Here is a 12,921-nt window from a genome sequence, read left to right as displayed (position 1 = left end):
GGCCTACCGAGACGCCATCGTTTGAAAGACAGTTGCTACTCAGGAGTTGGAGCCTCCGGCAAACCCGGGGCGGTTCAGAATGGCGCCAATGGCGGTCATGAGTCGCGGCGATGCCGGTCCTACCCCGCAACAAGCGCGCCGAGCGCTTGCGTCCGACGAGGCGCCCCACTATCAAAATCCAACCAGCAGACTCTCTTTATGAATGAGGGACCGGCAAGGGGGCAGGTCAGATCCAATATCCAAAATGAAGAGCCCGGATGCGGCGCCTCGCGTCGTGGCGCGCGCCAGCCCGGCGCAGCGGAGGGGAAGATGCGCAGCAGCAAGGTCATTCATGTGGTCTCGTGCCATGCCGAGGGTGAGGTCGGCGACGTCATCGTCGGCGGAGTCGCGCCGCCGCCGGGCCAGACGCTCTGGGAGCAGCGCCGCTGGATCGCCGAGGACCAGACCCTACGGAACTTCGTGCTGAACGAGCCCCGCGGCGGGGTGTTTCGCCACGTGAACCTGCTGGTGCCGCCCAGGCACCCCGAGGCCCAGGCCGCCTGGATCATCATGGAGCCCGAGGACACGCCGCCGATGTCGGGCTCGAATTCGATCTGCGTGGCAACCGTGCTGCTCGACAGCGGGCTGATCCCGATGCAGGAGCCGGTGACCGAGTTGGTGCTCGAGGCCCCCGGAGGGCTGGTGCGGGTCCGCGCCGACTGCGCGAACGGCAAGGCCGAGCGCATCCATGTCGAGAACCTGCCGTCGTTCGCCAGCCGCCTCGACGTGCCGCTCGAGGTGCCGGGGCTGGGCGAGATCCGCATCGACACCGCCTTTGGCGGCGACAGCTTCGTGGTGGTCGATCCCGAGGCGCTGGGGGTCGCACTGGTGGCGGAGCACGCGCGCGAGATCGCCGAGCTGGGGATCCGCATCACCAATGCCGCCAACGCCCAATACCGCTTCGAGCACCCGGAGAAACCCGACTGGGCGCATCATTCGTTCTGTCTCTTCGCGGGGAAGCTGCGGCGCGAGGGCAGCGAGTTGCGCGCCCAGTCGGTGGTGGCGATCCAGCCCGGCAAGCTCGACCGCTCGCCTACGGGCACCGCGGTCTCGGCGCGCATGGCGCTGCTGCAGGCGCGCGGCGAGATGGGGATGGGCGACCGGCTCACCGGCGAGTCGATCATCGGCTCGGAGTTCACCGGGCGCATCCTCGGGCACACGGCGGTCGGCGGGCTCGACGCGATCCGCCCCGAGATCAGCGGTCGCGCCTGGATCACCGGCACCCATCAGCACATGCTCGACCCGGCCGATCCCTGGCCCGGGGGCTACCGGATCTCGGACACCTGGCCGATGGGGATCGGCCGGCCCGACTGAACGGACGGGCCCGGCGGCGCCTTGGGGGTCAGAACCGGTCGGCGCGGAAGGGTGAAAGATCGATCCCCGGCGCCCGCCCCGCGCAGAGCGCGGCGACGAGCTGCGCGGTGCCTGCCGATTGCGTGAGGCCGAGATGGCCGTGCCCGAAGGCGTAGATCACGTCGCGCGACTTCGGCGAGGCAGAGATCACCGGCAAGCTGTCCGGCATCGAGGGGCGGAAGCCCATCCATTGCGTGCCGCCCGTGGGTTCGAAGCCCGAGAGGAACCGCGCGGTCTTTTCCACGAGGATCTCGGCGCGCCGGTAGTTCGGCGGCAGGTCGAGCCCGCCCAGTTCCACCGCGCCGCCGACACGCAGCCCCGCGCCGATGCGGGTCACGACGAAGCCGTGGTCGCTGAAGGTCAGATGCGTGCGCAAATCGAAGCTGGCGGTGGGGAAGGTGGTGTTGTAGCCGCGCTCGGTGTCGAGCGGGATCCGGTCGCCGAGCGCGCGGGCAAGGCTGCGCGACCAGGCCCCGGCGGCCAGCACCACCTTGGCGGCGCGGAGCGTGCCGGTATCGGTTTCGACCTCGACACCCTGCTCGCGCGCGCGCAGGTTGCGGATCTCGGCGATGTCGATGCGGCCGCCGCGCGCGACGAAGGCCTCGGCGACATGGTGGGTCCAGATCGCGGGATCGACGGTGTTCATCCACTCGGGCGTGTAGCCCGCATGGGTGAAACGCCGCGAGACGCCGGGCTGGATTTCCGCGATGGCCTCGGGGCTTTCGAACAGATCGAAGTTCACACCGTGCCGGCGCCGCAGCTCCCACGACGGCAGGCTGGCGCGGTAGGAGGCCGCGCCCTCGTAGAGCTGCATCTGCCCCTCGCGGCGCATCAGCGGCTCGCCCGAGACCTGCACGATCAGCCGCTCCTGCGCCTCTTGGGACAGGTGCATGAGCTCTGACTGTGCCTTGACGGCGGCGGCGTAGCGGTCCTTGCGGCTGGCCCGCCAGAACTTCAGCAGCCACGGGCTGAGCTGCAACGCATAGCCGGGGCGCAGCGACAGCGGCCCGAGCGGGTCGAGCAGCCATTTGGGCGCCTTGCGCATGATGCCCGGGGTGGCCAGAGGCTCGACGTCGGCATAGGCAAAGGCGCCGGCGTTGCCCACCGAGGTGCCCGCGGCGACACCCGCACGGTCGAGGATGCGGACCTTGCGCCCCTCGGATTGCAGCGCCAGCGCGGCGGTGACCCCGATGATGCCCGCCCCGATGACGAGAATTTCACTGTGCTCGGCCTCAGCCATGGCGGCCCTCGATCTGCGCGAAGAATAAGAAGAGACGCCGCGCGCCGGGAGAATGGCGCGCGGCGGCGGGGGGGATCAGAGCGTGATGCCGGTCTTGAACGGATCCGCCGGGTCAAAGAGCAGCTTGCTCTCGGCCATCACATAGGCCCGGCCGGTGATCGAGGGGATCACCCCGCCCGCCCGGCCTTGGGCATAGGACAGCCGGTAAGTGCTGCCGATGACGCTTTCCTGCACGATCTCTTCGCCCTCGGCCAGTCGGCCCGAGGCGGCAAGGCAGGCGAGCCGGGCCGAGCTGCCGGTGCCGCAGGGCGAGCGGTCGTAGGCGTCGTCGGGGCAGAGCACGAAGTTGCGGCTGTGCACCGCGGCGTCCTCTGCGGGGCCGTAGAAGATCACATGGTCGATCTCGCCGCCATTCTCGCCCGCGATGCCCTGCGCCTTGAGCGCCGCGCGGGTGGCGACGGTCATGTCGGTGAGCTGGCGGATGTTCGACGAGACAACCGGAACCGGGCTGGGATCGACGAGGAAGAACCAGTTGCCGCCATAGGCGACATCGCCGGTGAGGGTGCCGAGCCCCTCGACCTCGACCGAGACACCGGCCTGCGTGCGGCGGCTCTCGACGTTGGTGACGGTGACGGTGTTCGCGTCGATCACCTCGACCGAGACCACGCCCACCGGGGTCTCGATCCTGTGCGTGCCGGGGCCGATCTTGCCCATGTGCGCCAGCGTGACCGCAAGCCCGATGGTGCCGTGACCGCACATGCCCAGCACCGCCTCGGCGTCGAAGTAGATGACGCCGGTGACGCAGCCCGGATCCACCGGCTCCACCAGCAGCGCGCAGACCATGGCGACCTGCCCGCGCGGCTCGAGGCTGACCGAGCGGGTGAAGTCGCGGTGTTCGGACGCAAGCCTGGCGGCGCGCTCGGCCAGCGGCCCGGACCCGAGGTCCGGACCACCGCCCAGGATCACACGCGTGGGCTCGCCCCCGGTGTGGCTGTCGATCACATGCATTCGGCGATCACTCCACCCTGCTTGGACCAATTCGCGAACCAGCGGTTGAACTGGTGGAACTGCGCTTCGCAGAACTTCGCCTGCGAGGGCGACAGCGCGTCGGTCTCGTAGATGTTGAGACGGTATTCCTCTTCGCCCTTCAGCACCATCATGTGCTTGAAGTAGAGCACCAGATCGACGCCCTCGTCGAATTTCGCCAGCACCGAGAAGGCCTCGGCCAACTCGCGGGCGCGCAGGTCGGCCTCGGGGCAGCCGGTCGCGGCGCGGCGCGACAGTTCGACCTGCAGCAGCGCCTCGGTCGGGAAGATCGTGCCGATGCCGGTGATCGCGCCGACCGCGCCGCATTTGACGAAGCCGTGGTAGACCTCGGTGTCGACGCCGACCATCAGGATCACGTCATCGTCCTGCGAGGTGATGTGCTCGGCCGCGTAGCTGAGGTCGGCCTTGCCGCCGAACTCCTTGAAGCCGATCAGGTTGGGGTGCTCGGCGCGCAGCGCAAAGAAGAGGTCCGCCTTGGTGGCATAGCCGTAGTAGGGGCTGTTGTAGATGATCGCGGGCACGTCCGGCGCGGCGTCGAGGATCGCCTTGAAGTGGTTGCGCTGCGCGGCGACCGACAGGCCGCGCGACAGCACGCGCGGGATCACCATGAGGCCCGCCGCGCCGATCTCTTGCGCGTGGGCGGCATGGGCGACCGCCGACTTGGTGTTGATCGCGCCGGTGCCGACGATGACGGGCACGCCCGCCTCGGTGAGCCGCGCGACGCCCTCCATGCGCTGTTCGTCGGTGAGCAGGGGCCAGTCGCCGCAGGAGCCGCAGTAGACCACCGCCGACATGCCCGCCGCGATCATCTCCTTGCCCTTCTTCACCAGCGCGTCGAAATCGGGCTGGCGGTCGGGGGTGCAGGGGGTGAGCAGCGCGGGGATGGTGCCGAAGAAGACGTCTTTGTTCATGGGGATGTCCGTAGGGTAGGAGAGGTTGGAGAAATGTGCTGGCGCGCAGGTCACGCGCGGCGCGAAGCGGCGGAGGAGGCCGCGCCGCCGGCGATCCAGCGCGGCGGGAATTGAGGGGCCTGCCCGGTGCAGGCGGTCTCGGCACACTGCGCCAGCGCGCCGAAGCGCACCGCGCGGTTGCTCAGCCCCGGGGCATAATGGGCATATTTTCCGGAGTTGGTCATCAGGACCTTGGCCGAGGGCGGGAAGACCGGCTCGGAGATCGAACACCAGCAGATGTCGGGCACGAGCCTGAGCCGCGCCGCCTCGAGCCGCGCCGCCACGCCGCTCGCGGTGATGGCGGCAAGCGTGGCGCGGCCCAGAGTGACGATCGCGGCCACCTCGGGGTGCACCTGCCGATCCTCCATGAGATCGGCGAGCGCGGCGCATTCGCCTTCCGAGAAATGCGGGCTGCCGAAGGCGACGAGATCGACCTTGCCCGCACCCTTGTTGAACTCCTGCCAGAGCTGGGCGAAGTCTTCGGGCGCGATGCTGACGCGGTCGGCGTCGGGCGTCGGGGCGATATCCGCCTCGGGCGTGATCCCGGCGATGTGCAGCATGGGCGAGGCCGAGGTGGTGCCATAGGCGGCGCAGAGCGCCTTGAGGTCATCCTCGTTCGGCGCGCTTTCCTCCAGCCCGCGGATCAGCGGGATGCGGTCGGGCGCGGCCTGTCCCGCCAGCCAGCCGAGCATCGGCCAGAAGGCATCGTCGGCCCCCTCGGGCAGGGTCACCTCGATGATCCGGCGCGGCGCGCGGTTCCGGGGCAGGTAGACCCCGGCCCGGGCGGCACGCCCGGTGAGCGCAATGCACAGGTCCATGAAATCGGCATGCTTCACGGTGCGCGCACCCAGCACGCTGTTGGCATAGATCACCGCGTTGCTCTCGGCCCAGGCGATGTCCTCGCCCTCGGTGGGGCGGTCGTCGAGCAGGTAGGGCGCGCAGGTGAAGCTGGGCCGGGCGCCCATCTCGACATAGGCGTCGGCGAGCTGGCTGGCGGGCAGGCCGAAGTCCTCGGCCACGCCCTGCGCGCGCCAGTTGGCGTGATCGACGGAAATGGCGTTCATCGTGGTCGGCACGCGCACCCGGCCGCCCTTGTCGGCCATGGCGCGGGCAAAGGTCAGGAAAGCGGGGCTGGCGTAGATGCAGCCGTCGATATGCACGCGGCTCACATCGACAAGCTCGGTCGCGCCCTGGGCCGCGGCCATGGTGGTGATGATCTCCATCGCCAATTGCGCCGCCTCGCCATGGGCACCGTCGAGAAAGGCGCGGTCGTCGTCGCTCAGGTCCACCTTGGCGGTCTCGGGCGAGAGCTCCCAGTCGAGCGACCCGGCGCGCAGGCGGCTCGGGGTGATCTCGGCGTCACTTTCACCGGCAAGCTGATCATAGTCCGACGCCGAAAGCCGCAGCACGGCGATCTCGTGGCCGAAAAGCCGTGCCGCGACCAGCGCGCCGAGGGTGAGAATATCCTCCGCCTCGCGGAAGATCAGCGCCTTGGGCGCCGCCCCGGCGAAGGCGAGCCCCAGCAGCACGCCGCTGCCGGTGCAGGAGCCGCGGCTGGTCGGCATCATCACCACGCGGCCGGCAAGACTCTGTCCGTGCTGGGGATGCAGGGCGTCGATGATCCGTCCTGTCGCGGGATCGACCCCGCCCCAGACGCTCAGCCCCTCGTCACACAGAAGGATTGGCCCCTGCACAGTCGCGGCCACGATCGATCTTGGCATGTCGGCTCCCTTCTGTTGGTCGGATTTCGGGCTGCAGCACCGAAAATCTTGGCGAAAGTAGGCACAAAGCCGTTCCTTTTCGCCGCTCTCGATTGCTACTGTTGCGTTCAACACAAATATTGGCATAAACGATCACAGATGGTAAGAAAAGAAAAATTATGACCGATACGGAAAAAGACGGCGAACCCCTCACGGGGGAAGAGTGGGAGGCGGAGCGGCAGCAGCTGCGCAGCGATCTCGGCGCCCGCATGAAATCCGTGCGGCAGGCCTGCGGCTTCACGCTGGAGGTGGCGGCGCAGCGCACCGGGCTGGCGCTCTCGACGATCCACAAGATCGAGAACGGCCGGGTCTCGCCCAGCTACGAGAATCTGGTCCGCATCGCGCGGGCCTATGACATCGGCATGGAGCGGCTGTTCTCGGCCGACCACGATGCGCATCAGACCACGCGGCTCACCGTCACCCGCGCCGGGCAGGGCCGCAAGGTCCGCTCGAAGAACTTCGAATACGAGGTGCTCTGCAACGCGCTCGCCGAGAAGAAGATCATCCCGCTGGTCACCAAGGTCGAGCAGCGTCCGCCGCTGAAGCGCGAGGAGCTGGAATCGCACGACGGCGAGGAAACGCTCTACGTGCTCTCGGGCCGGGTCGAGCTGACCGTCGAGCACTACGAGACGGTGATCCTCGAGACGGGCGACTGCGCCTATTTCGACAGCACCATCAAGCACGGCCTGCGCGCCGTGGACGACACCGAGACCAAGGTCTTCTGGGCCTGCACCTATATCGACGTGGACAAGTGACCCGGCCCGCGCCGGGGCGCCCGTCCGCCTGAGTTACCCGAAGGAGAGCGCCAAACGATGGCCGAGCAGCAGATTATTTCCGTCGACGGGCTGATGGCCCGTGTCCAGGCGATCTTTGAAAAGAGCGGGCTGAGCCGCGACAACGCCCAAGCCGTGGCCCATGTGATCGTCGCCGGCGAGCGCGACAATTGCAAATCCCACGGCATCTACCGGATCGAGGGCTGCCTGCGCGTGCTTGCCGCGGGCAAGGTCTCGCCCGATGCCGTGCCGCAGATGCACGACAGCGGCAAGGCCGTGATCGAGGTGGACGCGGGCGGCGGTTTTTCCAACCCTGCCTTCTATGCCGCCAAGGACACGCTGGTCGCGCGCGCCCGCGAGACCGGGCTGGCGGCGCTGGTGATCCGCGACTGCCTGCATTTCTCGGCGCTCTGGCACGATGTGGAGGCGCTGGCCGAGGCGGGGCTCGCCTCGTTGTCGATGTGCCCGAGCTATTCCTTCGTCGCGCCCGCGGGCGGCAAGGAGCCGCTGCTCGGCACCAACCCCATCGCCTTTGGCTGGCCGCGACCGGGCCCGCATCCTTATGTCTTCGACTTCGCCACCAGCGTCGCCGCGCGCGGCGAGATCGAGCTGCACCGCCGCGCCGGCACGCCGATCCCCGAGGGATGGGCCGTCGACAAGGAGGGCAATCCGACCACCGACCCCGACGCGGCGCTCGATGGCGCGATGCTGACCTTCGGTGCGCACAAGGGGTCGGCGATCTCGACCATGGTCGAGCTGCTGGCGGGGGCGATGCTGGGCGAGTTCATGAGCAAGGAAGCGCTCGATTTCATGGGCGGCGGCGGGCTGCTGCCGCGCCACGGCGCGCTTGTGCTGGCGCTCGATCCGCAGACCTTTGCCAAGCGCTCGGGCCGCGATCCCATCGCCGAGGGCGAGAGGCTGCTGACCGCGATCAGCGGGCAGGGCGCGCGGCTGCCGTCGGAGCGCCGCTTCAGCGCCCGGTCGAAGGCGCTCGCCGAGGGCATTGCGCTGACCGCCGCGGAAATGGCGCAGCTCGACAAGTTCGAGGCCGAGGGGCTCGCCGCGCTGGAGGGTTGAGCCCTCCGCCCCGGAAAGACGAAAGGCGCGGGATTGACCCCGCGCCTTTTTCATTTTCGGGGGCACCGGCGCGCGACCAAACGCGCCGGTCGCCGGTTGTCTCAGCGCACGCTGGCGAGGAACTGCCGCGTGACCTCTTCCTGCGGCGCGCCGAAGATCTGCTCGGGCGCGCCGATCTCGGCCATCACGCCCTTGTGGAAATAGGCCACCCGGTTCGAGACGTCGCGGGCAAAGGCCATCTCGTGCGTGACGCAGATCATCGTCATGCCTTCTTCGGCCAGCATTTTCAGCGTCTCCAGCACCTCGCCCACCAGCTGCGGATCGAGCGCCGAGGTCACCTCGTCGAAGAGCATGTAGTGGGGCGACATGGCCAGCGCGCGGGCGATCGCCATGCGCTGCTGCTGCCCGCCCGAAAGCCGGGTCGGGAAGGTCTTCAGCTTGTCGCCGAGCCCCACGTGCTTGAGCTGTTTCTCGGCGATCGCCTCGGCCTCTCCTTTCGACATGCCCAGCACCTTGCGCGGCGCCAAGGTGACGTTCTCCAGCACGGTGAGATGCGGGAAGGCGTTCCACTGCTGGAACACGATGCCTATCTTCCGGCGCAGCGTGTTGAGGTTGGTCGACTTGGCGTGCACTTCGGTGCCGTCGACCAGGATGCGGCCGCTGTCGATCGGTTCGAGCCCGTTGATGCAGGTCAGCAGCGTGGACTTGCCCGAGCCGGAGCCGCCGATCACGGTCAGCACCTCGCCCTTGGCGACGGTCAGATCGATGCCCTTGAGAACCTCCATCTGGCCAAAGGACTTACGGACATTCTGGATCTCAATCATTGGACCACCTTTTCTCGAGATAGCCGCCGAACCGGGCCAGCGGAAGGCTGATGATGAAGTAGAAGGCGCCGCAGAGCAGCAGCAGGAACATCGGCTCCTGCAGGCGGGTGATGAGGATCTGCGTCGACTTCAGAAGCTCGGTGACCTGCACCACGTAGACCAGCGCCGAGTCCTTCATGACCCCGAGCGCGAGGCCGATCCACGACGGCAGGGCGACGCGGGTGGCCAGCGGCATGACGATGTAGCGCATGTCCTGCCCCCAGCTCATGCCGAGCGAGCGCGCCGCGCGCCGGGTGGTGGCAGGCACCGCGTCGATGCCGCCGCGCACGATCTCGGCGCAATAGGCGGCGGTGTAGAGCGAGAGCACCATGCAGGCCACGGTGAGCCCCGACATCTGCAGCTTCAGCACCATGCCCATGAAGGCATTGGCCAGCACCAGCTGGATCAGCAGCGGGATCGAGCGGAAGATGTCGAGCACGAAGGTCAGCGGCGCGGCGAGCGCGGCGCCGAGCTGCACCCGGATCACCCCGAAGAGAACGCCGAGCACGGTGCCGATGGCGACCGAGATGAGGGTGACCAGGATCGTCATCCCCGCGCCCTTGGCGAGGAAGATCAGGTCGTTTGCGGTGAGGGCGGTGTCGAACATGCGGTCTCCTCCCTCAGTAGCGGAACAGGCGGACAGCGAGCAGCCGCGCGCCGAGGGTGATGATCTTGGTGATCGCGTAGAAGATCACCGCGGCGATGGCGAAAAGCTCGAAGGTGCGGAAGGTCAGCGCGTTGAGATCCTGCGTCACCCCGTAGAGGTCGGTGTTCATCCCGACGGTGACCCCGAGCGAGGTCATCAGGATCGCCCAGACCATCTGGTTGGTCATCGGCAGGAAGGAGATGCGCAGCATCTGCGGCAGGATGATGAAGCGGAAGGCCTGCAGTTGCGACATGCCCAGCGAGCGGCCGGCCCGCGCCTGGGTGTCGGGGATCGCCTTCAGCGCGCCGCGGAAGTTCTCGGCGAGATAGCCGGCATTGTTGAAGGTGATGCCGATGAGCAGCGACACGAAGGGCGAGAAGTGGATGCCGAAGCTCGCCACGCCGAAATGGGCCATGTAGATCTGGAAGAGCGCGGGCGTGTTGCGCGCGATCTCGACCCAGGCGGTGGCGATGGCGGCGAGCGGGCGCGAGCCCGAGAGTCGCAGCAGCGTCAGGACGACGGCAAGCAGGATGCCGATCACCATCGACAGGACTGCGACCTCCATCGTGACGACCGCACCGTCCAGCATCTGCGGAAGCTTGGCGAGCGCCTGCTTCCATTGGAAGGTGTAATCGAACATGTGTTAGGCGCCTGATAGAGCGAGAGGAAAAGCGGCGCGGTGGGGTCCGCGCCGCCGGTCGGTCCGGTCAGGGATCAGCGGTAGACGCCGCCCACGGTCAGGTCGGGCAGCTCGCCGCCGACCCACTTTTCGTAGAGCTCGGCGTAGCGGCCGGTGCGCACCTGCTGGTTCACGAAGAGATCGAGGTAGTTCAGCAGGCCGTACTCGTCGCGCTTGGCGAAAAGGGCAACGTAATCGGTGTCGAAGGGGGCCTTGCCGACCACCGAGATGCCGTCGAAGTTGCCGGACTGCACGTTCGCCTGCGCCACGGTCGAGGTCGAGACGGTGGCGTCGAGCTGGCCCTGGCTCAGCGCAAGGAAGACGTCGGCCTGGGTCTGGTAGGGGCGGAAGCTGCCCTCGCCCCAGGCGTCGACCTGCGCCTGCAGCGCGATCGCCTCGTAGGTGCCGGCAACCGCGCCGACGGTGTGGCCCTTCATGTCCTCGAAGGAGGCGATGCCGGTTTCGTCGTTCGAGGTCACGGCCATTTCGAAGGCGAAGTAGGGCACGCTGAAGCCGACGGTCTTGGCGCGCTCAAGCGTGTCCGAAGTCGAGGCGACGCCCACGTCGACGCGGCCCGACATCAGCGCAGGGATGCGTTCGGGGAAGGGGGTCTCGACGATTTCCGCCTCGACGCCGAGCGCGGCCGCGAGGTCGTTGCAATAGTCGACGTCGAAACCGATCGGGGTGTTGCTGTCATCGCGCATACCCATCGGCGGGAAGTCGAGCACCACGGCGCAGCGCAGCGTGCCCGAGGAGATGATGTCGTCGAGCTTGTCGGCCTGGGCGGTGCCCGCGAGCGCGGTCGCGGTCAGAAGGGCGGCGGTGAGCGTGAAGGTCTTCATTCGGATGTCTCTCGCTGTTGTGGACGCCGGCGAGGGCTGCCGGACTTATTTTTTCGTGCAAGATTTTTCCTAAATGAAAAATACTGGCCTGTGAAGAAAATATTTGTTACGAGGGCGAAGAAGTTTCCAACTCCCTGAAATCCCCTCAGGATCGCGGCAAGACCGGCCTTGGCCAACTGCCATCTGCCAATCGCGCCGCCCGGCGCGCTGGCCGCGACCGACCAAGCGGTCCCCTGTCAGAAAGGACATCTCATGAGTTTCACCCCGCACGGCAAGCACCTGATCGCAGGCACCTGGGTGGCTGGCGAGACCAGCTTCACCTCCGAGCCGGCGCATGGCCCGAGCCACGACTTCTCGGTCGGCACGCCTGCGCTGGTCGATCAGGCCTGCAAGGCCGCCGAAGAGGCCTTCTGGACCTATGGCTACACCACCCGCGAGGCCCGCGCCGAGTTCCTGAACGCCATCGCCGACGAGATCGAGGCCCGCGCCGAGGCGATCACCGAGATCGGCACGCAGGAAACCGGCCTGCCCGAGGCGCGCCTGCAGGGCGAGCGCGGCCGCACCACCGGCCAGCTGCGGCTCTTCGCCAGCCACATCCTCAAGGGCGACTACCTCGACCGCCGCCACGACGAGGCGCTGCCCGACCGCCAGCCGCTGCCGCGCCCCGACATCAAGATGGTGATGCGCCCGATCGGGCCGGTCGCGGTGTTTGGCGCCTCGAACTTCCCGCTCGCCTTCTCCACCGCCGGCGGCGACACCGCCGCGGCGCTGGCCGCCGGCTGCCCGGTGGTGGTCAAGGGCCACGGCGCGCACCCCGGCACCGGCGAGATCGTCGCCGAGGCGATCCTCGCCGCCATTGAGAAGACCGGCATGCCCAAGGGCGTCTTCTCGCTGGTTCAGGGCGGCAAGCGCGACGTCGGCCAGGCGCTGGTGCAGCACCCGCTGATCAACGCCGTGGGCTTCACCGGCTCGCTTGGCGGCGGCCGCGCCCTGTTTGACCTCTGCGCACAGCGCGAGGTGCCGATCCCCTTCTTCGGCGAGCTGGGCTCGGTCAACCCGATGTTCCTCCTTCCCGAGGCGGTGAAAGCGCGCGGTGCCGAGCTCGGCACCGGCTGGGCGGGCTCCCTGACGATGGGCGCCGGCCAGTTCTGCACCAACCCCGGCATCGCCGTGGTGGAGACGGGCCCCGAGGGCGACGCCTTTGTCGCCGCTGCCGCCGAGGCGCTGAAGGGCGCAGCCGCCCAATGCATGCTCACCGAGGGTATCGCGCAGGCGTATAAGGATGGTAAATCCCGCTTTGACGGTCGCAATGCGGTGAAACCGGTGCTGACCAGCGACAGCGAGGGGCGCAGCGCGCTGCCCAACCTCTTCGAGACCGACGCCGAGAATTACCTGCAGGATCATGCGCTTGGCGAAGAGGTCTTCGGCCCGCTCGGCCTCGTGGTGCGGGTCTCGGGCGCCGACGAGATGGAGACGCTCGCCCGCGGCTTCGAGGGCCAGCTGACCGCGACGATCCACATGGACGAGGGCGACACGGCGCTGGCGCAGCGGCTGATGCCGGTGCTCGAGCGCAAGGCCGGCCGGCTGCTGGTCAACGGGTTCCCGACCGGCGTCGAGGTCTGCGACGCGATGGTCCACGGCGGGCCTTACCC

Annotated in this window: 12 protein-coding genes; 4 read left to right on the top strand and 8 right to left on the bottom strand. The window is 68.1% G+C overall.

The genetic code is table 11. The annotated features are described in order from the left end of the window. Positions 1-309: 309 nt before the first annotated feature. Positions 310-1,353 (top strand): proline racemase family protein, encoded by a 1,044-nt coding sequence (locus tag G0D83_RS26330; RefSeq protein ID WP_164197521.1) that lies wholly within the window; start codon positions 310-312, stop codon positions 1,351-1,353. A 28-nt stretch (positions 1,354-1,381) separates the two neighbouring features. On the opposite strand, the gene G0D83_RS26325 is transcribed toward G0D83_RS26330, so the two are convergent. From G0D83_RS26325 to G0D83_RS26310, 4 genes are all read right to left on the bottom strand, one after another. After that, positions 1,382-2,632: an FAD-binding oxidoreductase gene (locus tag G0D83_RS26325; protein ID WP_164197520.1), complete on the bottom strand. Its 1,251-nt coding sequence runs from the start codon at positions 2,630-2,632 to the stop codon at positions 1,382-1,384. A 75-nt stretch (positions 2,633-2,707) separates the two neighbouring features. Continuing rightward, positions 2,708-3,640, bottom strand: coding sequence for a proline racemase family protein (locus G0D83_RS26320; protein WP_164197519.1), 933 nt, complete (start codon positions 3,638-3,640; stop codon positions 2,708-2,710). After that, complete coding sequence (locus G0D83_RS26315; RefSeq protein WP_164197518.1) at positions 3,631-4,590, bottom strand: dihydrodipicolinate synthase family protein; 960 nt, start codon at positions 4,588-4,590, stop codon at positions 3,631-3,633. The genes G0D83_RS26320 and G0D83_RS26315 overlap by 10 nt, the downstream gene beginning before the upstream one ends. Positions 4,591-4,640: 50 nt before the next feature. Further along, positions 4,641-6,350, bottom strand: coding sequence for an aconitase X (locus tag G0D83_RS26310; RefSeq protein WP_164197517.1), 1,710 nt, complete (start codon positions 6,348-6,350; stop codon positions 4,641-4,643). A gap of 158 nt (positions 6,351-6,508) precedes the next feature. Here G0D83_RS26310 and G0D83_RS26305 point away from each other — a divergent pair, with 158 nt between their 5' ends. Then, positions 6,509-7,144: a helix-turn-helix domain-containing protein gene (locus G0D83_RS26305; protein ID WP_164197516.1), complete on the top strand. Its 636-nt coding sequence runs from the start codon at positions 6,509-6,511 to the stop codon at positions 7,142-7,144. A 57-nt stretch (positions 7,145-7,201) separates the two neighbouring features. Continuing rightward, complete coding sequence (locus tag G0D83_RS26300) at positions 7,202-8,239, top strand: Ldh family oxidoreductase (protein WP_164197515.1); 1,038 nt, start codon at positions 7,202-7,204, stop codon at positions 8,237-8,239. A 101-nt stretch (positions 8,240-8,340) separates the two neighbouring features. On the opposite strand, the gene G0D83_RS26295 is transcribed toward G0D83_RS26300, so the two are convergent. The 4 genes from G0D83_RS26295 to G0D83_RS26280 form a co-directional block, all read right to left on the bottom strand. Then, on the bottom strand, positions 8,341-9,063 hold the full coding sequence (locus tag G0D83_RS26295; RefSeq protein WP_164197514.1) for an amino acid ABC transporter ATP-binding protein: 723 nt from the start codon (positions 9,061-9,063) through the stop codon (positions 8,341-8,343). Next, on the bottom strand, positions 9,056-9,709 hold the full coding sequence (locus G0D83_RS26290; RefSeq protein WP_164197513.1) for an amino acid ABC transporter permease: 654 nt from the start codon (positions 9,707-9,709) through the stop codon (positions 9,056-9,058). Before G0D83_RS26290 ends, G0D83_RS26295 begins: the two co-directional genes overlap by 8 nt. 13 nt (positions 9,710-9,722) lie before the next feature. After that, on the bottom strand, positions 9,723-10,388 hold the full coding sequence (locus G0D83_RS26285) for an amino acid ABC transporter permease (protein WP_108970476.1): 666 nt from the start codon (positions 10,386-10,388) through the stop codon (positions 9,723-9,725). Positions 10,389-10,462: 74 nt separating this feature from the next. After that, positions 10,463-11,269, bottom strand: coding sequence for a transporter substrate-binding domain-containing protein (locus tag G0D83_RS26280; protein WP_108970475.1), 807 nt, complete (start codon positions 11,267-11,269; stop codon positions 10,463-10,465). A gap of 252 nt (positions 11,270-11,521) precedes the next feature. Here G0D83_RS26280 and G0D83_RS26275 point away from each other — a divergent pair. Then, positions 11,522-12,921, top strand: a 1,400-nt coding sequence (locus G0D83_RS26275) for an aldehyde dehydrogenase (NADP(+)) (protein WP_164197512.1), incomplete at its 3' end; no start/stop codon positions are given.

Source organism: Salipiger sp. PrR003 (genome assembly GCF_010500785.1).
Taxonomy (GTDB): domain Bacteria; phylum Pseudomonadota; class Alphaproteobacteria; order Rhodobacterales; family Rhodobacteraceae; genus Salipiger; species Salipiger pacificus_A.
Note: the sequence above shows the minus strand (reverse complement) of the source record. Positions and strands in the feature narration are given on the sequence as shown.